The following is a 21,402-nucleotide window of genomic DNA, read 5'->3' as shown; positions in this document are numbered from 1 at the left end:
ATGCAGTTGGCCAAGCCTTTCAAGATTCCCGAGTCGGTCCTCGTCGTCATCCATACGCCCGATCTGCAGGTGCTGCTGATCGAGCGGGCCGACCACCCGGGCTACTGGCAGAGCGTCACGGGCTCCAAGGATGCCTTGGACGAGCCTGCCGCCGAGACCGCGCGGCGCGAGGTGCTGGAGGAAACCGGCTTCGATATCGGCGCCCTGGGCGGCGAGCTGCGCGACTGGAATCTCGCCAACGTCTACGACATCTATCCGCATTGGCGGCATCGCTACGCCCCCGGCGTCACGCGCAATACCGAACACGTCTTCGGCCTACAACTGCCTGCGGCGTTGACGCCCACGCTCGCCCCGCGCGAGCATCTATCGTGGCTCTGGCTGCCCTGGCATGAGGCTGCGGACCGCTGTTTCTCGCCGTCGAATGCCGAGGCTGTTCTTCAGCTGCCCCGCTTCAGCGCTACAGCCACGACCCTATGAAGCCCCCACGCTCACTCCGTTCTCTGCCCCCCGAGGGGGCGCTCAGCGATTTCGGGCGGCCGGGCGTCGCTGAGTCATGAGATCCGTTGCCCGCCCCACCCCCCACCCGCCCGGCGAAGTGCTGCGCGTGGCCACCTACAACATCCACAAGGGCGTGCGCGGCCTGGGGCCGGCCAAGCGCCTGGAGATCCACAACCTGCAGATGGGTGTGGAAGCCATGGACGCCGACCTCGTCTGCCTGCAGGAGGTGCGCCTCTTCCACCACCGCGAGGCGGCTTATTTCGACCGCACCTGGTTCGGCTGGCCGGAAAAGGGCCAGGCCGAGTTCCTCGCGCCCGAAGGCTATGAGGTGGCCTACCGCACCAATGCGACGACCAAGTTCGGGGAACACGGCAACGCGCTGTTGTCGCGCTGGCCCATGGGCGACATCGGCCACCACGACGTGTCGGATCACTCCCTGGAGCAGCGTGGCCTGCTGCACGTGCCGGTGCATTGGCATGGCACGGTCGTGCACGTCGTCGTGGCGCATTTCGGGTTGATCCATTCCAGCCGCATGCGCCAGGTCGACCGCCTCGCCGCTTTCGTGCGCGACAACGTGCCCGAGGGCGCGCCCTTCCTTGTTGCCGGCGACTACAACGACTGGGGCGAGCGCCTGGACACGCCCATGCGTGCCCACGGCCTGCGTCGCGCGACGGCGCCGCACGGGCGAGCTCGGGCACCCACCTTTCCGTCGCGCCTGCCCGTGTTCGCGCTGGACCGCGTCTACATGCGTGGCTTGCGCTGCACCGGCGTTCAGGTGCCGCGCGGCCCGAGTTGGTCGCGCATGTCAGACCACCTGCCGCTGATCGTGGAGCTGGCGCTCGAATGAGCCCCGCACGGCCGTCCGAAGGGGCTCGGCCCCCGCTCGGCGGGGCAGCGCGCAGCGCGAGGGGTGCCTGAATGAGACGCCTGGGAACGAAGCGGCGCCGGCGCCATCAGGCCGCCGACCCCGGCTTCGTCGGCGGCAATCAGGTCGAGCTGCTTCGCGGCGGCGACCAGCTCTTCCCGCGCATGCATGCCGCCATCCGCCATGCGAGCAGCGAAATCTGGCTGGCGACCTATATCTTTCATCACGACGAGACTTCTCTCGCCCTGGCCGATGCGCTGATTGCAGCGGACCGGCGTGGCGTGCGCGTGCGCGTCGTCGTCGATGGCTTCGGCAGCAACGGCAGCATTCGCACGCTGCGCCAGCGCTTTGCGGGTAGCGGCGTGGCCTTGGCCGTGTTCCGGCCCATGGACCGCTGGTGGCGCTGGTTCCAGCCCGGCCAGCTGCGCCGCCTGCACCAGAAGCTCTGTGTCGTCGACGGGGACATTGCCTTCGTCGGCGGCGTCAACGTCATCGACGATCGCTTCGACATCCACCATGGCGTCAGCGAGTTGCCGCGCCTGGACTTCGCCGTGCAGTTGAGCGGTGGCCTGGTGGATCTCGTCGCACAGAGCGTGCGTTCGATCTGGTCACGCGCCTGGCTGGGGCGGGAGTTCGACGATGCACTGATCGACTACGTGCCGCTGCGCCGCCGTTTCGGCCTTTGGGTGACGCAGCTGTGGCGCGGCCCGCAGCGACTGACCGAGCCGGTGCAGCATCTGCAACCGGTCAGCGCGGCCTTCGTGCTGCGCGACAACCTGCGCCGGCGCCGCACCATCGAGCATGCCTACGCGGATGCCATCAACGCGGCGCGCAGCAGCGTCGACGTGATCTGCCCCTATTTCTATCCGGGCCAACGCATCCGTCATGCGCTGCGCCGCGCCGCTGACCGCGGCGTGCGGGTGCGCCTGTTGCTGCAGGGCAAGCTGGACTACCGCATCGCGGGCTGGGCCGCCGAAGCGCTGTACGCCGACCTGCTGGGCCATGGCGTCGAGATCTACGAGTACATGCCGGCCTTCCTGCATGCCAAGGTCGCCGTCGTCGACGGGCAGTGGGCCACGGTCGGCAGCTCCAACATCGACCCGCTGTCCCTGCTCGTCAACCTGGAGGCCAACGTCGTCGTGCAGGACGCTGGCTTCGCAGCTCAGCTGGCGAGCGAGATCGAGACGTCCATCGCCGTGTCCAGCCGCGTCGGCGAGCATGGCGGCACGGGCCTGCGCGCCATGCTGCACCGCGCCGTCGTGGCGTGGTTCGCCTATGTGTTCCTGCGCGTGGCAGGCGCGGCGGGGCGCTACTGACGCAGCGCCCCGGGCCGGCGCTCAGGCGCGGCGCGAGCGGCGCAGCGCCGCCAGGCCGAACAGGGCTCCGCCCACCAGGGCGAGCGATGCCGGTTCGGGGACCACATTGGCCTGCACGCTGACGTTGTCCACGCCGACGTTGAAGAAGCCCTGGTTGTCGACTTCCGCAAAGCGCAGCACGAAGCTGCCGCCGGCTGCCACGGCGCTGGTGATGTCGAAGGAGTAGGCCAGGAAGGCGTGCGGGTCGTTGCCGGCATCGACCATGGGCGCAACCAGCGACATGACGATATCGCTGGCCGAGACGCTGAAGAGGTTGGCGGTGGTCTTGATGATGTCGACGCGGGCGTGCTGGTTGGCCGTGCCGGCGTAGTTCAGGCTGCCGTTGTTGATCGGGCCGGCGGCGGAGTCGTTCGCGAACATGCTGAAGGACACTTTCACCGAAGAGGCGCCAGCGCCGACGGCGAAGGTCTGGTAAAGCATGTGGCTGCCCGGGCCGCCTTGGTCGGTGACGGCGTAGTTGCCGGAGCCGCCCGTGCCGTTGGTGGCGAAGCCGGATTGCGGCGTGGTGGTGCCGACGGCGTCGATGTACCAGTCGCCGTTGCCGTTGGCCTGGTTGAGCACCGTCCAACCGGTGAAGCCGGCGCTGAAGTCGCCGTTGCTGAGCAGTTCCACCGGTGCTGCCGATGCGGCGGCGCTGAGGGCTAGCGTGGCGGCCGAGGCGACCGTGCGAATGAATGCGGACATGGAGGGCTCCCTTTTGTTGGCGTCATGAGGACGCCGGCCACGGGAAGCACAAAGCGGGCCATATGTCCCTTTTCATGGGGACAAGACTGGCTCGGAAGACACTTCTTGTTTCTTTTGTAAAGAATTTCGACAGACCGTTCCGAGCTGGAGGCGTAGAGAAATCAGGTGGTGCGGCGGCACCAACGCGGCGTCATGGTGAAGCGGTCTTTGCGTCGGCGCGGTACAGGAAGTCCAGCATGGCCGGCACGCGGCGCGCCCAACTCGCCTCGTCGTGGCGGCCCTGGGCGTCCTCGACGAAGCGCAGCGTGCCATCGCTCCAGCCGCGCCGGCGCAGCAGCTCGTTCAGCTCACGCGCGAATTGCACCGCCTGGTCGCCTTCCTGTGCGCCCATGTCCAGCCACAGCCGCGGGCGTGGCGTGGGCGTCGTGGCGGCCGCGTCGCGCAGGATGAAGCGGTCGTCCCACCAGACCGAGGGCGACACCACCAGGGCCGCGCCGAAGGTCTCAGGCCGGTGCAGGGCCAGCCACATCGACACCAACCCGCCCAGGGACGACCCGCCCACGGCCGTGTCCGCCGAGCCGCGCCGCGTGCGGAAGCGCGCGTCGATCGCGGGCTTCAGCTCTTCCACGAGGAAGCGCGCATAGGCCGGCGCGCCGCCACCGCGCCGTTCCAATGCCGTCTGGCCCGGCGGTACGGCTGAAACGACCGTGGGCGTGTAGTCGTCCCAGCGGGTGGCATCCACGCTGGACACCGCTACGACGATGAAGGGCCGCAGGCGGCCCGACGCCACGCCGCGTTGCGCCGCTTCGTCGACCTGCCATTCGGCCCCGGCGGCCTGGGCGTCGAAGACATTCTGGCCATCGTGCAGATAGAGCACCGGATAACGGGTTTCGGGATGCTCCGCGTAGCCCGGTGGCAGCCAGACCTGCACCTCGCGCGGTTTGACGTGGCTGGAAGGGATGAGGCCCAGCCGCTCTATCGTGCCCACGCGCGACAGGGGCACGTCGCCGGCCGGCGCGCCGAACGCGCGCGCCACCGTGATCTCGCCACCCTTGAGCAGCACGGTGTGGTTGCGCCCCGGCTCCCAGCCATCGCTGCCGTCCTGGCCGGCGCCGCGCTCGATGCGGAACTTGTAGGCCAGCGGCTGGCCGCCCACCGCGTCGTCGGGCAGCGTCAGCTGCAGCCGGTAGCGGCCCGGCGCGGCGCCGGCCGCGGCCGGCAGGGACCGGTCCCAGCTCAACGGGGCGGCGTTGCCGCGCAGGCCAAGGCGGTCGCGTGCGGGGTCGAAGCGGCCGGCCGCGATCTCGGCGGTCAGGTCGATGTCAAAGCGGATGCTCGTGTCCGCCAGCAAGGGCGTGGCGAACAGGCCGAGCAGCAGGGAGGCGAGGAACAGGCGCATGCCGCCACGATAGCCGCGGCGGCATGGCCTGCCAAAAGCCATCAGGCCACGAAGCGTGGCGCGTGGGGCGACACCAGCACACCAGCCTGCACCAGGGCCGCCGCGCGCTCGATGTCGGGCGCCAGGTAATGGTCGGCCGGGCTGCTGGCGCAGTCGGCGCGCAGCCGCGTGTGCAGGGCCTCCACCGGCGCCGAGCTCTGCAGCGGGCGCAGGAAGTCGATGCCCTGGGCCGCGGCCAGCATCTCGATGGCGACGATGTGGCTGGTGTTGTCGATCATGGCGTGCAGGCGCCGCGCGGCGAAGGTGGCCATGGAGACATGGTCCTCCTGGTTGGCGCTGGTCGGCAGGCTGTCGACGCTGGCCGGGTGGGCCAGGCTCTTGTTCTCGCTGGCCAGGGCCGCCGCCGTCACGTGGGCGATCATGAAGCCGCTGTGCAGGCCGGCGTCGGCCGTCAGGAAGGGCGGCAGGCGCGAGATGGCCGGGTCGATCAGCATGGCGATGCGGCGCTCGGCGATGGCGCCCACCTCGGCGATGGCCAGGGCCAGGTTGTCGGCCGCGAAGGCCACCGGTTCGGCGTGGAAGTTGCCGCCCGAGACCATCACGTCATCGAACACCAGCGGGTTGTCCGTCACGGCATTGGCCTCGCGTACCAGCACGGCGGCCGTGTGGCGGGCCTGGTCCAGGCAGGCGCCCATGACCTGGGGCTGGCAGCGCAGGCAGTACGGGTCCTGCACGCGCTCGTCGCCTTCACGGTGCGACTGGCGGATGGCGCTGCCCGCGAGCAGCTCGCGATAGACGCCGGCGACCTCGATCTGGCCGGGCTGGCCGCGCACCTCGTGGATGCGGGCGTCGAAGGGGCCATCGCTGCCGCGGGCTGCGTCCAGCGTCATCGCGCCGCTGGCCAGGGCCGTCGCGAACAGGCCCTCGAAGCGCAGCAGGGCATGCAGGGCCAGGGCCGTGCTGGCCTGGGTGCCGTTGATGAGGGCCAGGCCTTCCTTGGCGGCCAGCGTCAGGGGTTGCAGCTCCAGGCGGGTCAGTTCGTCGCGCGCCGGAATGCGCTGACCAGCCACCAGGGCTTCGCCTTCGCCCATCAGGGCCAGCGTCATGTGGGCCAGGGGCGCCAGGTCGCCGCTGGCGCCCACCGAGCCCTGGCAGGGCACATAGGGAATGAAGCCGGCGTTGAAGGCGTCCAGCAGCGACTGCACCACCTCGCGGCGCACGCCCGAGAAGCCGCGCGCCAGGCTGCCGGCCTTGGTGGCCAGCATCAGCCGCATGACTTCGGGCGACATGGGTGCACCGACGCCGACCGCATGGCTGCGGATCAGGTTGAGCTGCAGTTGGGCGAGCTGGTCTTTGGCGATGCGGGTGCTGGCCAGCTTGCCGAAGCCGGTGTTGACGCCATAGACCGGCGCATCGCCGGCAGCGGCGGCGGCGACGAGGGCGGCGCTCTTGTCGACGGCCGACCAGTCTTCGAGCTGCAGCGCAGCGCGGCCGGCGGCGATGTCCGCGAGTTGAGGCAGCGTCAGTTGTCCGGGGATGAGTTTCATAGAAAACTTCACAGGGAAGGCAGGTTCAGTTCGTTCTTCTTGGCGCATTCGACGGCGGTCTCGTAGCCCGCGTCGGCATGCCGCATGACGCCGGTGGCCGGGTCGTTCCACAGCACGCGCGAGATGCGCTTGGCCGCGGCGTCCGTGCCATCGCAGACGATGACGACGCCCGAGTGCTGGGAATAGCCCATGCCGACGCCGCCGCCGTGGTGCAGCGACACCCAGGTCGCACCGCCGGCGGTGTTCAGCAAGGCGTTCAGCAGCGGCCAGTCGGACACGGCGTCCGAGCCGTCCTTCATGCCCTCGGTCTCGCGATTCGGGCTCGCGACGGAGCCGCTGTCCAGGTGGTCGCGGCCGATGACGATGGGCGCCTTCAGCTCGCCGTTTTTCACCATCTCGTTGAAGGCCAGGCCGGCGATGTGGCGCTCGCCCAGGCCCAGCCAGCAGATGCGTGCCGGCAGGCCCTGGAAGGCGATGCGCTCGGCGGCCATGTCCAGCCAGCGGTGCAGGGCGGCGTGTTGGGGGAAGAGCTCCTTCAGCTTCGCATCCGTCTTGCGGATGTCCTCGGGGTCGCCCGACAGTGCCACCCAGCGGAAGGGGCCTTTGCCCTCGCAGAACAGCGGCCGCACATAGGCGGGCACGAAGCCGGGGAAGTCGAAGGCATTGGCCACGCCCTGGTCCTTGGCGACCTGGCGGATGTTGTTGCCATAGTCCACCGTCGGGATGCCCAGTTGCTGGAAGGCCAGCATGCCCTTCACATGGTCGGCACAGCTTTTGGCGGCAGCCGCCTTCAATTCGGCGTGCTGGGCCGGGTCGGCGGCCGCCGCCTTCCACTGCTCGACAGTCCAGCCGGCCGGCAGATAGCCGTGGATGAGGTCGTGGGCCGAGGTCTGGTCGGTGACGAGGTCGGGCTTGATGGCCGTGCCCTGCTTGCAGCGCTCGGCGAGTTGCGGGATCAGCCGCGCGGCATTGCCCAGCAGCGCAATGGACTTGGCCTCGCCGGCGGCCGTGTACTTGGCGATGCGGTCCAGCGCGTCGTCCAGGTCGAAGGCCTGCTCATCCACATAGCGGGTCTTGAGGCGGAAGTCGATGCGCGACTGCTGGCACTCGATGTTCAGCGAGCAGAAGCCCGCGAAGGTGGCGGCCAGCGGCTGGGCGCCGCCCATGCCGCCCAGGCCGGCGGTCAGCACCCAGCGGCCCTTGGCCACGCCGCCGTAGTGCTGGCGTGCGGCTTCGGCAAAGGTTTCATACGTGCCCTGCACGATGCCCTGGCTGCCGATGTAGATCCAGCTGCCAGCCGTCATCTGGCCGTACATCATCAGGCCCTTGCGATCCAGCTCGTGGAAGTGCTCCCAGTTGGCCCAGGCCGGCACCAGATTGGAGTTGGCCAGCAGCACGCGCGGCGCATCCGGGTGGGTGCGGAACACGCCCACCGGCTTGCCCGACTGGATCAGCAGGGTCTCGTCGTCGTTCAGCTCGCGCAGCGATTGGCAGATGGCGTCGAAGGCCTCCCAGTTGCGCGCCGCCTTGCCGATGCCGCCATAGACCACCAAGGCGTCCGGGTTCTCGGCCACGGCGGGGTCGAGGTTGTTCTGCAGCATGCGGTAGGCCGCTTCGGTCAGCCAGCTCTTGCAGCTGAGCTGGGTGCCGGTGGGGGCTTTGACAGGGCGGGGCAGGGCGGGCATGGGGTACTCCTGAAAGTGCGGCGAACTCTAGTTGTATATACAAGTCAAGTCAACTAGGATGGCGCCATGTCCAGAAGCCCGGCCAGCCCCGAACCCCAGTACCTCAAGGTCAAGAACCATCTGCGTGAAGGCATCGCCAGCAGCCACTGGGTGGCCGGCGATCTGCTGCCCAGCGAAGGTGCCCTTGTCGCGCAGTTCGAAGTCAGCCGCATGACGGTGAACCGGGCCCTGCGCGAGCTGGTGCAGGAAGGGCTGATCGAGCGGGTCCAGGGTGTGGGCAGCTTCGTGGCCCAGCTGCACCGCATCTCGTCGACGCTGAACGTGCGTGATGTGCATGAGGAGATCGTCGAGCGCGGTGGCACGCATGAGGCACGCGTCCACGCGCTGGTGAAGGGCAAGGCCACGCCGCAGCAGGCCGTCGAGTTGGGCCTCAAGCGCGGCGCGCCGCTGTTCCTCAGCCTCATCGTGCATCTGGAGAACGGGGTCGCCATCCAATGCGAGGAGCGCGCCGTCAACCCGGCCAGCGCGCCCGACTATCTGGCGCAGGATTTCACGCGCATCACGCCGACCCACTACCTGCTCGACGTGGCGCCGCTGTCCGAGGCGCGCTACATGATCGAGGCAGCCCTGCCCGGCGAGGTCGAGGCCAAGCTGCTCGGCATCAACCGCCGCGACCCCTGCCTGGTCGTCAAGCGCATCACTTACAGCCGCGGCGTGGCCGTAACCAGCGTGAAACTGACGCACCCCGGGGTACGTTACCAATTGCAAGGGAGCTTCGCGGCATGAGCCGCGCCGTACAGAGCTGCGGAAAATGCGCGGTTGCCTGTACAGCCAAGAGCGCAAGGACAAGAACATGAGTTGGAGCAAGGTCAGCGCGGCCGACGTCGAGCCGCAGGCCTGGAAGAACGAGGGCGGCACGACGCGCGAGCTGCTCGCCTGGCCGCATGCCCATGACTGGGCGGTGCGCATCAGCGTCGCGCGTGTCGAGCGTGACGGGCCGTTCTCGGCCTTCCCCGGCGTGCACCGCTGGCTCGCCGTCATCCGCGGCGCGGGCCTGCGGCTGTTCGACTGGCCGCAGAGCGTCGGCGACGAGCCGCTGCGCTTCGACGGTGGCCTGGCCCCCGAGGCCGAGCTCATCAAGGGCGCGACGGACGTCTTCAACGTGATGGAGAGGCGCGGCAACCTGGAGGTCGAGTCGGCCCACCATGTGCTGCTGCCCAAGACGCCCTGGGTGGGCCTGTTCACCGTCAACGGCGGCCTGCTCGAGCACGGTCACCGCGCCATGCCGATGGCGCCGCTGACGCTGGCCTGGTGCGAGGACCCGGTGGGGCAGAGCTGCGTCTTCACCGGCGAGGGCAATGCCTGGTGGTTGACCTGGGGCGATGAGGAATGAAGGAATGACGGCATGAAGCTCTGGCGCGGCGGCCGCCTCGCGACATTGGCGGGCGACAGCGGCTGGGGCCTGATCGACGACGGCGCGCTGCTCGTCGGCGACGACGGCCTGCTGCACTGGGTCGGGCCCAGCGCCGAGGCGCCACGCACCGATGACGTCGTCGAGCTGCACGGCGCCCTTGTCACGCCGGGCCTCGTCGACTGTCACACCCATCTCGTCTACGGCGGCAGCCGCGCCCACGAGTTCGAGCAGCGCCTGCACGGCGCGAGCTATGCCGACATCGCCAAGGCCGGCGGCGGCATCAAGTCGACGGTGGCTGCGACGCGCATCGCGACGGAAGCCGAGCTTCTCTCTTCGGCCGCCAAGCGGGCGCGGGCTCTCATCAGCGAAGGCGTGACGACGCTGGAGGTCAAGTCCGGTTACGGCCTGGACGCCGCCACCGAGGCCCGCATGCTGCGCGTCGCGCGCCAGCTCGGCTGCCTGGGTGTCGACGTGCGCACGACTTATCTCGCCGCCCATGCCCTGCCACCGGAGTTCGCCGACGCCGACGACTACATCGCGGCCGTGTGCACTTGGCTGGTGGACCTGCACGCGCAAGGCTTGGTCGACGCTGTCGACGCCTTCTGCGAGCACATCGCCTTCAGCCCGGCCCAGGTGGGCCGCGTGTTCGACGCTGCCAGGCGCCTGGGCCTGCCCGTCAAGCTGCATGCCGAGCAGCTCAGCGACCAGGGCGGCGCCGACCTTGCCGCGTCCTACCGGGCGCTGAGCTGCGACCACCTCGAATACCTGAGCCCGGCCGGCATCGCCGCCATGGCGAAGTCCGGCACCGTCGCCGTGCTGCTGCCCGGCGCCTTCTATGCACTGCGCGAGACCCAGCTGCCACCGATTGCCGCGCTGCGCGAAGCCGGCGTGCCCATCGCCATCGCGACCGACCACAACCCCGGCAGCTCGCCGACGCTGTCGCCGCTGCTGATGCTGAACATGGCCTGCGTGCTGTTCCGGCTGACACCCGAGGAAGCCCTGCGCGGCCTGACCGTCAACGGCGGCCGCGCGCTGGGGCTGAGCGACCGTGGCCAGCTCGTCGCCGGCCAGCGGGCCGACTTCTGTGTCTGGGATAGCGCCCATCCGCGCGAGCTGGCAGCATGCTTCGGACATAACCCCTTGTTAAAGCGGGTATATCAGGGAGGGTCATGAGCGTTTTTCGACTTCAGCAGGGCCGCGTGCCGCTGCTGATCAGCCTGCCCCATGTCGGCACGGCCATTCCGCCGGAGCTGGCCGAGCGCCTGGTGCCGCGCGCCCTGGCCAGCGAGGACACCGACTGGCATCTGGAGCAGCTCTACCGGCCGCTGGCGGACAAGCTCGGCGCCAGCCTGATAGTTCCGCGCTACAGCCGCTACGTCATCGACCTGAACCGCCCGCCGGACGACCAGCCGCTCTACCCGGGAGCCAAGGGTGGCACCGGCCTGGTGCCCACCCGCTTCTTCAGCGACGACCCGCTGTACCGCGACGGTGCCGAGCCCGACGCCACCGAGATCGCTGCGCGCCGTGAGGCCTATTGGCAGCCTTATCACCAGGCATTGGCGGCCGAGCTCGAACGCCTGCGCGCGGCCCACGGCCATGCTTTGCTCTTCGACGGTCACAGCATCCGCTCCGAGCTGCCCTGGCTGTTCGAGGGCGAGCTGCCGGCGCTGAACCTCGGCACCGCCGATGGGGCCTCCTGCGCGCCAGCTATCACCGAGCGCCTGGGTGCGCTGCTGGCCGGCCAGACGCAGTTCAGCCAGGTCGTCAACGGCCGCTTCAAGGGCGGCTACATCACCCGCCACTATGGCCAGCCCGGCCGCGGCGTGCATGCCGTGCAGCTGGAGATGTGCCAGCGCTGCTATATGGACGAAACCTGCGACCCGGCCGGCGCCTACGACGACGCACTGGCCATCCAGGCGGTGCCGCTGATCGAGAAGATGTTGAAAGAGATGCTCGCATGGCAGCCCTGAAAAGACTGCACGCCCCCCTGGCCTGGGTCGATGGCCGTTGGCAGCGCGACGTGCTGCTGACCGTCGACGCCAGCGGCCATTGGTCCGAGATCACCGTCAACCTGCCCGCACCGGCCGATGCCGAGGTGCTGGCCGGTCCCCTGATCCCCAGCCTCGTCAACGCCCATAGCCACGCCTTCCAGCGCGCCTTTGTCGGCCTGGCCGAGCGCCGCGAAGCGGGCCAGGACGACTTCTGGAGCTGGCGCGACCGCATGTATGCGCTGGCCCTGCGCATCTCGCCCCAGCAGCTGCGCGCGGTGGCCTGCCAGCTCTATGCCGAGATGCTGCGCGGCGGCTACACCCAGGTCTGCGAGTTCCACTACCTGCACCATCCCGCTGAAGGCCAGCATTTCGACGACGAACTCGACATGGCCTGGGCCCTGGCTTCGGCCGCCGAGGAAGTCGGCATCGGCCTGACGCTGCTGCCCGTCGTCTACACGCGCAGCGGTTTTGGCACCGAGGGCTTGAGGCCCGACCAGCACCGCTTTGCCGCCGACGCCGACTGGGCCTGGCGCGCCAGCCAGCGCGTGCTGGCCGCCGGCTTGCCGCGCGTGAACGCCGGCGTGGCCCTGCATTCGCTGCGTGGTGCGTCGCCGCGTGACATCGCCCGCCTGCAGGAGCTCGTCGGCGCGGCCGATCTGCCCATCCACATCCATGTGGCCGAACAGACGGGCGAGGTGGTCGACTGCCTGAAGGCCACGGGCAAGCGCCCCATCCAGTGGCTGGCCGACGAGGGTCATCTGGACCCGCGCTGGCAGCTCGTCCACGCCACCCACACCGAGCCCGCCGAGATCGAAGCCGTGGCCCGCAGCGGCGCCGGCGTCGTCATCTGCCCCAGCACCGAGGCCAACCTCGGCGACGGCCTGGCCGATCTGCCGCGCTGGCTGGCCCAGGGCGTGCCGCTGACGGTGGGCTCGGACAGCCAGGTCACGCGCGGCTGGGTGGAGGAAGTTCGCTGGCTGGAATACGGCCAGCGCCTGTCCTTGCGCCAGCGCAATGTCGCGTCCGCCCCGGGCAGCCAGCCCTCCAGTGCGGCCAGGCTGTTCGACGCCGCCGTGCACGGCGGCGCCCGTGCCGCCGGCTTCGCCGCCTGGGGCCTCACGCCCGGCGCCCGTGCTGACGCGCTGGTGCTGAACCGCGAGGCCGACGCCCTGCGCGGCCTGCCCGACGAAGCCCTGCTGGATGCTGTCGTCTTCGGCAGCAATGGCTCGCCCTGGCAGTCGGTTTGGGTGGCCGGCCGGGCCAGGCCCTGGCGCGCGCCCACCCGGGTGGGGGATGCCTTCGAGGCCGCCATGCGTGAGCTGTGGTCGCCTGACGCCACCCCAGGGGCTTAAGCCCTTGGCGGCAGCCTGACAAAGGACTAGTCTCGCGCCACGACCTCTAATAAATCACGCCGCTGTGATCATTCCTGGGTCTGCGGGCTGCGGCTGCGAGGGACGACGGTGCCGCCCGGTGCGGCTTGCGTTCGTGATGAGGAGTGGCGATGAAGCTCAGCAATTTCACGATCAAGGCGCGGCTCTACGCGCTGGCGGGTCTCGCCATCGCGGCGATGCTGGTGATCGGGCTGCACGGGCTCTGGAGCCTGTCGCTGGCCAAGGCCAAGTTTGTTCACTACCTCGACAATGACGTCGAGTCCCTGACCCAACTGGCCCATATACGCGCTGGTGTCGGCAACCTGCGGCGCTACGAGAAGGACTTGCTCATCAACCTGGCCGACGCCAAGGCCGTCGAGCGCTACCGCAAGGAATGGGGCGAAACCTATGAGAAGGTTTCCAAAAGCTTGAACACGGTCGCCAAGCTGGACATCGCGCCCGACGTCAAGCAGATGCCGGCCGAGCTCATCAAGCTGCTGCAGGACTACCGCGGCGGCTTCAACGGCATCGCCGACCGCCTGGCCAAGGGCGAATTCAGCGACACCGCGGCGGCCAATCAGGCGATGGAACCGATCAAAGGCACGGTGCGGTCGATGGACAAGTCGCTTGCCGAGATGACCGAGAAGGTCGACAAGCATTCGGCCGAAGAGGTTGCGGTGCTCGACAAGCAGGAGAAGGCCATCCGCATGGACCTGACGCTGGTCATCATTGGTGGCGTTCTGGTCATCGGCACCTACACGGTGTTCAACATCCGCTCCATCCTGGAGCCCCTGGCGCGCGCCGTCCTCAGTGCCCAGCGCATTGCCGGTCGCGATCTGAGTCAGCCCGTGCAGGCCGAGGGTCGCGACGAGACCGCCGCGCTGATGCGTGGCGTGCAGGGCATGCAGGACTCGCTGGCCGAGGTGGTCACCGGCGTGCGCAGCAGCACCGACAGCATCGCCACCGCCTCACGCGAAGTGGCCATCGGCAGCCAGGATCTCAGCAACCGGACTGAGCAGGCCGCGTCCAACCTGCAGGAGACGGCCTCGGCGATGGAGGAGTTGACGGCCAGCGTGACGCACAACGCCGAATCCGCGCGCCAGGCCAACAAGCTGGCCACGGACGCCGCCGAGGTGGCACGCCGCGGCGGCGCGGTGGTCGACGAGGTGGTGCAGACCATGGGCCGCATCAGTGCGTCGTCAACCAAGATTGGCGACATCATTTCCGTCATCGACGGCATCGCCTTTCAGACCAATATCCTGGCGCTGAACGCCGCGGTGGAGGCCGCGCGAGCAGGCGAACAGGGCCGTGGCTTTGCCGTTGTCGCCGGCGAGGTGCGCACCTTGGCCCAGCGCTCGGCCGAGGCCGCCAAGGAGATCAAGGGCTTGATCCTCAGCAGCGGCGAGAGCGTGGACAGCGGCACCGCGCTGGTGGCCCGCGCGGGTCAGACCATGCACGAGATCATTGACGCCATCGCGCGGGTCAGCTCCATCGTGTCCGAGATCAGCCATGCCACCGGCGAGCAGAGCACCGGCATTGGCCAGATCGGCCAGGCCATCGCCAACCTCGACCAGATGACGCAGCAGAACGCCGCACTGGTGGAGGAATCGGCCGCCGCCGCGGCCAGCCTGCAGCAGCAGGCCGACGAACTCTCGCAGTCGGTGGCCGTGTTCAGGCTGAGTTGAAGCGGGGCTGCGCTATGGTGTGCCCGGCTTGCGCAGAGCAGGCCTGGCCCCTTCCCTAGCAAGCATCCGCATGATCGTTCGCAAAGCCGCAGTTCCCGTCGAAACCCGTTCCAGCCCCGGCTGGGGCACCGTTGACACCGCCCGCCTCGGAGATGCCGGCGGCATCACGCAGTTCGGCGTGTCCCTGCAGGTCTTGCAGCCAGGCGCCAAGTCGTCGATCCGCCACTGGCACCATCACGTCGACGAGTACCTCTTCGTCGTCAGTGGCGAGGTGACCGTGACGGAAGACGATGGCGCCCACACGCTGCAGCCCGGCGACTCCGCATGCTGGCCCGCCGGCGTGCGCAACGGCCACACGGCCTCCAACCGTTCGGTGGACCCTTGCTCCTACCTCATCGTCGGCACGCGCGGTCTCGATGAGGCCGGCGAGTATGTCGAGGACGCGGACGTTCCGCCGGGCTGAGGCTCAGGTAGGCGCCACTTCCGCAGCAGGCGCCTTGCCGCGCTTGCGACTGAAGCGCTGGATGAAGTCGTCCACCACCTCATAGAGCACCGGGATCACCAGCAGGCTCAGGAAGGTGCTGGTGATCAGCCCGCCGATGACGACGATGGCCATCGGCGCGCGGAAGCTCGGATCGGTGCCGAAGCCGAGTGCAATCGGCATCATGCCGGCACCCATGGCCAGCGTCGTCATGACGATGGGCCGGGCGCGCTTGTGGCAGGCGTCCAGCAGCGCCTCCAGACGCGTCAGCCCCTGCTCGCGCTGGGCGACGATGGCGTACTCCACCAGCAGGATGGAGTTCTTGGTCGCGATGCCCATCAGCATGATCATGCCGATCATGGCCGGCATGGACAGGTCGGTGCCGGTCACGAACAGCGCCAGGATGGCGCCCGGGATGGACAGCACCAGGGCGCCCAGGATGGTCACCGGCTGCACCCAGGCGTGGAAGAGCAGCACCAGCACGATGTAGATGCAGGCCACGCCCGTGCCCATCGCCAGCGCAAAGCCCTGGCCCAGTTCGGCAAAGGCCTCGGCGTCGCCGATCTCGGCCTTGCTGACGCCGGGTGGCAAGTTGGCGATGCTGGGCAGGGCCGCGGCAGCGGCCTGCACCTCGCTGAGCGGCATGCCGTTCAGTTCGATCTCGAAGTTGACATTGCGCAGGCGATCGAAGCGGTCGATCTGGGCCGGGCCGCTGGTCAGCGTCAGCTCGGCGACCTGCTGCAGCGGCACCGGGCCATGCGTGCCCGGCACGGTCAGCTGGCTGAGCAGGGCCAGGTCGGCGCGGGCCGCGTCGGGCAGGCGCACGACGATGGGCACCTGGCGCTGGCTCAGGTTGAGCTTGGGCAGCAGCTGGTCGTAGTCACCCGCCGTGGCGATGCGCAGCGTGTCGGCTATTGCGGCCGTCGACACGCCCAGGTCCGCGGCACGTGCCGCGTCGGGGCGCACGATCAGCTCGGGGCGTTGCAGGCTGGAGCTGCTCGTCACCTGGCCGATGCCGGGCAGGGCGCGCAGCTCCTTCTCGACCTTGGCGGCATGGGCGGCCAGCGCCTCGCCGTCCTCGCCCGCCAGCACGAGCTGGTATTTGTCGTTGGAGCCGCCGAAGGTCACCTTGATGCGGGCGCCGGCGATGTTCTCCAGCTTCTCGCGCAGCTCGCGCTCGATCTGCTGCTTGCTGATGCCGCGGCGCTCATTGCGTGCCGTCAGGTTCAGCGTCAGCGTGGCCTTGCGGGCCTCGGCCGCGCCGCTCATCGCGAAGGGGTCGCCACCGGCGCTGCCGCCGCCCACGGCCGTGTAGACCAGCTTGACCTGCTTGTGCGCAGCGGCGGCGGCGCGCGCCTGTTCGGCGATGGCCGCCGTCTGCTCATAGGTGCTGCCGGGCGGCAGCTCGATGCTGATCTGCGTCTGGCTGAGGTCGTCCGGCGGGATGAAGGCGCCGGGGATGGCGCCCATGAACAGCGGCGTGCAGGCGGCCACGCCGAAGACCGCGGCGATGGCCAGGGTCTTGCCCTTGTGCGTGAAGGCCCAGCGTGCCCAGCCCAGATAGGTCGCCATCCAGAACGGTTCCTTGTGCTGCTTCTTGGGTGCCTTCAGGATGTAGGCGGCCATCATCGGCGTCAGCATGCGGGCGACGACGAGGGAGAAGAACACGGCGATGGAGGCCGTCCAGCCGAACTGCACGAAGAACTTGCCGACCACGCCGCTCATGAAGGCGGTGGGCAGGAAGACGGCGATCAGCGTGAAGGTGGTCGCGATGACGGCCAGGCCGATCTCGTCAGCCGCCTCGCGGGCGGCTTCCAGCGGCGTCTTGCCCATGGTCAGGTGGCGCATGATGTTCTCGATCTCGACGATGGCGTCGTCCACCAGCACGCCGATGACGAGGGATAGCGACAGCAGCGTCACGACGTTCAGCGTGAAGCCCATCCAGTACATGATGAGGAAGGCCGGAATCGCCGACAGCGGCAGGGCCACGGCGCTGACAAAGGTGGCACGCCAGTCGCGCAGGAACAGGAAGACCACCAGCACGGCCAGCGCTGCGCCTTCCAGCAGCAGCTTCATGCTGCCGTCGTAGTTCTCGATGACGGGGTCGACGAAGTTGAAGGCCTCGGTGACGGTGATGTCGGGGTGGGYGGCCTTGAGTTCTTCCAGCGCGGCGCGGATGCGCTCGGCCACGTCGACCTCACCGGCCCCCTTGGCGCGCACGATCTCGAAGCCGACGACGGACTTGCCGTTCAGGAAGGCGCCGGCGCGTTTCTCGCCCAGGGTGTCGGTCACGGCAGCGACCTGGTCCAGCCGCACGTGGCGGCCGTCCGGCAGCGGGATGCTCAGCGCGGCCAGCTCGGCGGCCGTCTGCACGGTCGCGATGGTGCGCAGCGACTGCTCGGAGCCGCCCAGCGTCGCACGGCCGCCGGGAGCCTCCTGCTGCACCTGCTTCAACTGGCGCGACACATCGGCGGCGCTGACGCGCAGGGCCAGCAGGCGGCTGGGGTCGATCTCCACGCGCAGCTCGCGGCTGACGCCACCGACGCGGGCCACCGAGCCCACGCCACGCACCGACAGCATGCGCTTGGTCACCTGGTTGTCGACGAACCAGGACAGGGCCTCGTCGTCCATGCGGTTGCTCGAGACCGTGTAGGTCAGGATGGGCATGCCCGACAGATTCATCTTGGTGATGACCGGGTCGCGCAAATCGGCCGGCAGGTCGGCGCGCACCTTGGCGACGGCGTCGCGGGTGTCGTCCAGGGCTTCCTGCAGCGGCTTCTCGAGGCGGTACTCGACGGTGACGGTGGCGATGCCGTCCTGCACCTTGGTGTAGATGTGCTTGACGCCTTGGGCCGTGGCGACCGAGTTCTCGATCTTGCGGGCGACCTCGGTTTCCATCTGCGCGGGTGCTGCGCCGGGCAGCGAGGCGCTGACGACGATGGTGGGCAGTTCGATGTCGGGGAACTGCTGGATCTTCATCTGCTTGAAGCCGTAGAGCCCGGCCGCCGTCAGCATGATGAAGAACATGATGGCCGGCACCGGGTTGGCGATGGACCAGCGGGAGACGTTGAACATGGTGGCGCCTCCTTACTGCGCCACGCGAACCGTGTCACCGTCTGCGAGGAAGCCCACGCCCGACTCGACGACGGCAGCTCCTGCGGCGAGACCTGACTTGACCTCGACGCGGTTGCCCTCGCGGCGGCCGAGCTGCACCTTCTGCTCGCGCACCTTGCTGCCGTCGAGGCGGAAGACATAGCTGAAGCCATCGCGCAGCAGCACCGCCGTCTGCGGCAGCGTCAGTCCCTGGCTCTCGCCGAGCACGAAGTCGCCGCGGGCGAACAGGCCGGCACGCAAAGCCTCGCCGGCCTTCAGGTCCACATAGACCAGGCCGTTGCGCGTCTGCGGGTCGATCTGCGGCGCGACGCGGCGGACGCGGCCTTCCACGGCCTGAGCGCCGCTGGGCTGCACACGCACCGTCTGGCCGACCTTGAGCTGGGCCAGCTCGGCGCCGGGCACCTCGGCGCGCCATTCCAGGCGGCCCTGGCGTTGCAGGCGGAACAGTTCCTGGCCCGGCTGCACCAGCGCGCCGGGCGTGGCGATGCGGGCGTTGATGACACCGTCGTCGGGCGCCGTGATCTGCGTGTACGACAGGCGCAACTGGTCGGCCTGCACGCGCGCCCTGGCCGCAGCCACGCGGGCCTGCGCGGCCGCGTCGGCTGCCAGGGCCTGGTCGATGGCCTGGGGCGACAGCGCCTCGCTGCCCTGCAGCGTCTTCACGCGCTCGGCGGTCTGATGCGCCTCACGCCCCGAGGCCTCGGCCTCCAGCAGCGCGGCCTTGCTGGCGGCGAGATCCGTCTCCAGCGTGCCGGGGCTCAAGCGGGCCAGCAACTGGCCCTTCTTGACGCGGTCGCCCACGTCGACCAGCAGCGCAGCCAGGCGCTGGCCGCCGATCTCGGCGCCGATGACGACCTCCTGCCAGGCGGCGATGGAGCCGGTACCGGCGAGGGTTTGAGGCCAGGTGCCGGCCTGGGCGACGACGCGCTTGACGGTCAGCGCCGCCTTGGGCGCCGCGCTGGCGGCGTCGGTGGCGAAGGCGGGGCTGGACAGGGCAGCGACAAAGGCCGCCGCAAGGGCGACGGTGAGTGCGGTGGTCAGGAAAGGAATGCGGATCTTCATGGCGTTCAGCGCGCGGAGGCGGTGTTCGTGTTCGTCGTGGGGGCGTCGGCGGTCCAGCCGCCACCCAGGCTGCGGTAAAGGCGGATCCAGGCCAGCGCGTGCTCGGCGCGCACGCTGAGCACGGCGTCGTAGGCGACCAGCGCGTTGCGGAAGGTGGTGTTGCGCTGCACGCCGCTCTGCAGGCCGGCCTGGGCCTGGGAGAAGGAACGCAGGGCGATGCCCTCCCATTCACGCTTGACGGCATCGATCTCGCGCTCGCGCTCGGCACCGGCGGCGACGCGTTGCAGGCTTTCTTCCACCTCGGCGACCGCCGTCTGCCACCGCGCCTGCAAGGCCGCGGCGGCTTCGTCGGCGGCGGCCTGCGCGCCCTCGGCACGGGCCTTGCGCTGGCCCCCGTCGAACAAGGGCAGGCTCAACGATGGGCCGACGGCCCACATCGAAGCGCTGCTGCTGGCACCGCCGACGCGCAGCCGCGACTCGCCGGCCAGGGCGCCGAGGCTGAGCTGCGGCCAGCGCTGGGCCTCGACGCTGCGCTGCTGCTGGGTGGCGGCCAGCCAGCGCTGGTGGGCGGCGGCGACGTCGGGGCGCTGGGCCAGCAACTGGGCGGGCAGGGCGCTGACGTCAAAGCCCGGCGCCTTGGGCTGGCTGCGGCGCAGCTCGAACTTTTCGTCGGCGATGGCCGGCGGCGCCAGCTCCATGGCCAGGGCCTGGGCCTGCTCGCCGCACAGCAGGGCCAGGCTCTGCAGCGCGATCTGGGCCTCGGCCCGCCACTGGCTGCGAGCGGCGGAGGCCGCGGCGCGTTCGGTGTTCAGGATGGCCGCGTCGCTGGCGCTCATCAGGCCGGCCTTCTGCTGCTCGCGCGCCCAGCCGGCAATCTGTTCGGCAAACCGGGTGTCCAGCGCCGTGGATTCCTCGTGGCCCTGGGCCAGGCGCAGTTGCACATAGGCCTGGGCCACGTCCGCAGCGAGGCTGACGCGTGCGGCATGCCAGTCCGACGTCGCGGCCTGGGCCTGCAGGTTCTCCGCGGCAGCGGCGGCGCGCTGGCCGCCGAAGAGGTCGATCTCCCAGCTCGCGTTGAACTGGGCGCTGCCCTGGCTGCTGATGCCGGGGACGGCGTTGAGGTTGCGACCGCGCTGGACCTGGGCATTGGCCGTCAGCTGGGGCAGCAGGGCGGCACGGGCCTGGGTGGCGCTGGCCTCGGCCTGGCGGCGGCGGGCGGCGGCCTCGGCCAGCGTCGGGCTGCCGCTCTCGGCGCGCTCGATGAGACGGGCCAGCAGCGGGTCGTCGAAGGCGCGCCACCAATTGTTGAGGGCCGCCGTGCTGCCGTCGTGCGGCAGCGGCGAGCGCCAGGYGGCGGGAATGGCCGTCGCGGCCGGCGCGGCGGCCGGCGGCGTCGTCATGCAGGCGGTCAGCAGGGCCAGCAGGGGCGCGGCGAAGAGAAGACGTCTTGAAAATCTCATGGGGCGGCGTGTTTGTCGCGCTCGTAGGCGACGAGGGCGCAGCCCCAGTCGGCGAGGCGGTGGCAGGTGCGTTCGAGCTGGGGGTCGTCGGCCAGCAGTTCAGGGTGGAAGGCGTCCAGCATCGGCCGCGTCATCGAGTAGTCGTGGGCCATCGCCTGCAGCCCCATGGCGAGCTGGTGGATGGCGGCGGTGGGCTCATCCAGCCCGGCGTGGCGGCCCAACAGGCGGGCGAAGCGGTCGAAGATGGGGCCGACTTCCTGGGCCACCGTCTCCATGAAGATGGGGCTCGGTGCCTGCATCTCGCGGAAGAACATCTGGGCACTGCAGGCGCCATCGTCGAACAGGAAGGGGCGCAGGAAGCGGCAGATGGATTCGTGCAGGCTCAGGCCGGGGTCGTCGAAACCGGTGAGTTGCTGCTGCAGTTCCTGCACCGGCAGGCGCAGCACCTCGCGGTAGAGGCCGTCCTTGTCGCCGAAGTGGTAGTGGATGGCGCCCGGGTTGACGCCGGCGGCGGCGCAGATCTCCCGCGTCGTCACGGCGTCGAAGCCACGCTCGCCGAACAGGCGCATGGCCTCCTGCAACAGACGCTCGCGCGGCGGCATGGGGGCGGTCGAGGAAGGCTTTTCAGCACGCATGGGGGCGGACTGTAAAGCCAATCAAGCGCTTGCTTGGTCGCGTTTTGTATCGTTTTTTATCGGCTGGCGACTGACGGGACGGCGCGCAAGGCATCAGATGGGCTCTGCCGGCAGGGGGTGCTTCCGGCACGGGAAC

General features: G+C 69.5%; 18 protein-coding genes. 10 read left to right on the top strand and 8 right to left on the bottom strand.

What is annotated here, in order from left to right; translation table 11 throughout:
* From nudB to clsB, 3 genes are all read left to right on the top strand, one after another.
* Entirely contained in the window at window positions 1–477 is a 477-nt protein-coding gene (gene nudB / locus AC1D2H_RS00900; RefSeq protein ID WP_477933159.1) for a dihydroneopterin triphosphate diphosphatase, read from the top strand.
* Between the two features lie 76 nt (window positions 478–553).
* Window positions 554–1,345 carry an endonuclease/exonuclease/phosphatase family protein gene (locus AC1D2H_RS00895; protein WP_477933157.1) on the top strand — a complete coding sequence of 264 codons (792 nt, stop codon included), beginning with the start codon at window positions 554–556 and terminating at the stop codon, window positions 1,343–1,345.
* Window positions 1,346–1,416: 71 nt separating this feature from the next.
* Window positions 1,417–2,679, top strand: a complete 1,263-nt coding sequence (clsB, locus tag AC1D2H_RS00890) for a cardiolipin synthase ClsB (protein ID WP_477933155.1) — start codon at window positions 1,417–1,419, stop codon at window positions 2,677–2,679.
* A 21-nt stretch (window positions 2,680–2,700) separates the two neighbouring features.
* On the opposite strand, the gene AC1D2H_RS00885 is transcribed toward clsB, so the two are convergent.
* The 4 genes from AC1D2H_RS00885 to hutU form a co-directional block, all read right to left on the bottom strand.
* The gene (locus tag AC1D2H_RS00885) at window positions 2,701–3,423 is read right to left on the bottom strand and encodes a PEP-CTERM sorting domain-containing protein (RefSeq protein ID WP_478009546.1); all 723 of its coding nucleotides are present in this window, start codon (window positions 3,421–3,423) and stop codon (window positions 2,701–2,703) included.
* 190 nt (window positions 3,424–3,613) lie between these two features.
* Window positions 3,614–4,822, bottom strand: coding sequence for an alpha/beta hydrolase (locus AC1D2H_RS00880; protein WP_478009545.1), 1,209 nt, complete (start codon window positions 4,820–4,822; stop codon window positions 3,614–3,616).
* 41 nt (window positions 4,823–4,863) lie between these two features.
* The gene (gene hutH / locus AC1D2H_RS00875) at window positions 4,864–6,369 is read right to left on the bottom strand and encodes a histidine ammonia-lyase (protein ID WP_478009544.1); all 1,506 of its coding nucleotides are present in this window, start codon (window positions 6,367–6,369) and stop codon (window positions 4,864–4,866) included.
* Between the two features lie 8 nt (window positions 6,370–6,377).
* Entirely contained in the window at window positions 6,378–8,054 is a 1,677-nt protein-coding gene (gene hutU / locus AC1D2H_RS00870) for a urocanate hydratase (RefSeq protein ID WP_478009543.1), read from the bottom strand.
* A gap of 66 nt (window positions 8,055–8,120) precedes the next feature.
* Here hutU and hutC point away from each other — a divergent pair, with 66 nt between their 5' ends.
* The 7 genes from hutC (at window position 8,121) to AC1D2H_RS00835 (ending at window position 14,977) form a co-directional block, all read left to right on the top strand.
* Window positions 8,121–8,840, top strand: coding sequence for a histidine utilization repressor (gene hutC, locus AC1D2H_RS00865; RefSeq protein ID WP_477933145.1), 720 nt, complete (start codon window positions 8,121–8,123; stop codon window positions 8,838–8,840).
* A gap of 67 nt (window positions 8,841–8,907) precedes the next feature.
* Window positions 8,908–9,447, top strand: coding sequence for a HutD/Ves family protein (locus tag AC1D2H_RS00860; RefSeq protein ID WP_477933143.1), 540 nt, complete (start codon window positions 8,908–8,910; stop codon window positions 9,445–9,447).
* Between the two features lie 12 nt (window positions 9,448–9,459).
* A complete protein-coding gene (gene hutI / locus AC1D2H_RS00855; protein ID WP_478009542.1) occupies window positions 9,460–10,641 on the top strand; it encodes an imidazolonepropionase in 1,182 nt (393 codons plus the stop codon).
* Window positions 10,638–11,438, top strand: coding sequence for an N-formylglutamate deformylase (gene hutG / locus AC1D2H_RS00850; protein ID WP_477933139.1), 801 nt, complete (start codon window positions 10,638–10,640; stop codon window positions 11,436–11,438). Before hutI ends, hutG begins: the two co-directional genes overlap by 4 nt.
* Window positions 11,426–12,811 (top strand): formimidoylglutamate deiminase, encoded by a 1,386-nt coding sequence (gene hutF, locus AC1D2H_RS00845; protein WP_477933137.1) that lies wholly within the window; start codon window positions 11,426–11,428, stop codon window positions 12,809–12,811. Before hutG ends, hutF begins: the two co-directional genes overlap by 13 nt.
* Window positions 12,812–12,960: 149 nt before the next feature.
* On the top strand, window positions 12,961–14,514 hold the full coding sequence (locus tag AC1D2H_RS00840; protein ID WP_478009541.1) for a methyl-accepting chemotaxis protein: 1,554 nt from the start codon (window positions 12,961–12,963) through the stop codon (window positions 14,512–14,514).
* Window positions 14,515–14,584: 70 nt separating this feature from the next.
* Window positions 14,585–14,977 carry a cupin domain-containing protein gene (locus AC1D2H_RS00835; protein ID WP_478009540.1) on the top strand — a complete coding sequence of 131 codons (393 nt, stop codon included), beginning with the start codon at window positions 14,585–14,587 and terminating at the stop codon, window positions 14,975–14,977.
* Between the two features lie 3 nt (window positions 14,978–14,980).
* On the opposite strand, the gene AC1D2H_RS00830 is transcribed toward AC1D2H_RS00835, so the two are convergent.
* Genes AC1D2H_RS00830 through AC1D2H_RS00815 form a run of 4 tightly spaced genes read right to left on the bottom strand, consistent with a single transcriptional unit; the run spans window position 14,981 to window position 21,266 of the window.
* Window positions 14,981–18,070, bottom strand: a complete 3,090-nt coding sequence (locus AC1D2H_RS00830) for an efflux RND transporter permease subunit (protein ID WP_478009539.1) — start codon at window positions 18,068–18,070, stop codon at window positions 14,981–14,983.
* Between the two features lie 12 nt (window positions 18,071–18,082).
* Complete coding sequence (locus tag AC1D2H_RS00825; RefSeq protein WP_478009538.1) at window positions 18,083–19,171, bottom strand: efflux RND transporter periplasmic adaptor subunit; 1,089 nt, start codon at window positions 19,169–19,171, stop codon at window positions 18,083–18,085.
* A 5-nt stretch (window positions 19,172–19,176) separates the two neighbouring features.
* Window positions 19,177–20,631, bottom strand: a complete 1,455-nt coding sequence (locus tag AC1D2H_RS00820) for an efflux transporter outer membrane subunit (protein WP_478009537.1) — start codon at window positions 20,629–20,631, stop codon at window positions 19,177–19,179.
* Window positions 20,628–21,266: a TetR/AcrR family transcriptional regulator gene (locus tag AC1D2H_RS00815; protein WP_478009536.1), complete on the bottom strand. Its 639-nt coding sequence runs from the start codon at window positions 21,264–21,266 to the stop codon at window positions 20,628–20,630. Before AC1D2H_RS00815 ends, AC1D2H_RS00820 begins: the two co-directional genes overlap by 4 nt.
* Window positions 21,267–21,402: the final 136 nt, after the last annotated feature.

Source organism: Roseateles sp. P1_C1_2, assembly GCF_056406535.1.
Note: the sequence above shows the minus strand (reverse complement) of the source record. Positions and strands in the feature narration are given on the sequence as shown.

Bases quoted from the DNA above. Each gene is read 5' to 3' on its own strand.
- nudB (WP_477933159.1), top strand. From the start codon at position 1: ATGCAGTTGGCCAAGCCTTTCAAGATTCCCGAGTCGGTCCTCGTCGTC.
- AC1D2H_RS00895 (WP_477933157.1), top strand. From the start codon at position 554: ATGAGATCCGTTGCCCGCCCCACCCCCCACCCGCCCGGCGAAGTGCTG.
- clsB (WP_477933155.1), top strand. From the start codon at position 1,417: ATGAGACGCCTGGGAACGAAGCGGCGCCGGCGCCATCAGGCCGCCGAC.
- AC1D2H_RS00885 (WP_478009546.1), bottom strand. From the start codon at position 3,423: ATGTCCGCATTCATTCGCACGGTCGCCTCGGCCGCCACGCTAGCCCTC.
- AC1D2H_RS00880 (WP_478009545.1), bottom strand. From the start codon at position 4,822: ATGCGCCTGTTCCTCGCCTCCCTGCTGCTCGGCCTGTTCGCCACGCCC.
- hutH (WP_478009544.1), bottom strand. From the start codon at position 6,369: ATGAAACTCATCCCCGGACAACTGACGCTGCCTCAACTCGCGGACATC.
- hutU (WP_478009543.1), bottom strand. From the start codon at position 8,054: ATGCCCGCCCTGCCCCGCCCTGTCAAAGCCCCCACCGGCACCCAGCTC.
- hutC (WP_477933145.1), top strand. From the start codon at position 8,121: ATGTCCAGAAGCCCGGCCAGCCCCGAACCCCAGTACCTCAAGGTCAAG.
- AC1D2H_RS00860 (WP_477933143.1), top strand. From the start codon at position 8,908: ATGAGTTGGAGCAAGGTCAGCGCGGCCGACGTCGAGCCGCAGGCCTGG.
- hutI (WP_478009542.1), top strand. From the start codon at position 9,460: ATGAAGCTCTGGCGCGGCGGCCGCCTCGCGACATTGGCGGGCGACAGC.
- hutG (WP_477933139.1), top strand. From the start codon at position 10,638: ATGAGCGTTTTTCGACTTCAGCAGGGCCGCGTGCCGCTGCTGATCAGC.
- hutF (WP_477933137.1), top strand. From the start codon at position 11,426: ATGGCAGCCCTGAAAAGACTGCACGCCCCCCTGGCCTGGGTCGATGGC.
- AC1D2H_RS00840 (WP_478009541.1), top strand. From the start codon at position 12,961: ATGAAGCTCAGCAATTTCACGATCAAGGCGCGGCTCTACGCGCTGGCG.
- AC1D2H_RS00835 (WP_478009540.1), top strand. From the start codon at position 14,585: ATGATCGTTCGCAAAGCCGCAGTTCCCGTCGAAACCCGTTCCAGCCCC.
- AC1D2H_RS00825 (WP_478009538.1), bottom strand. From the start codon at position 19,171: ATGAAGATCCGCATTCCTTTCCTGACCACCGCACTCACCGTCGCCCTT.
- AC1D2H_RS00815 (WP_478009536.1), bottom strand. From the start codon at position 21,266: ATGCGTGCTGAAAAGCCTTCCTCGACCGCCCCCATGCCGCCGCGCGAG.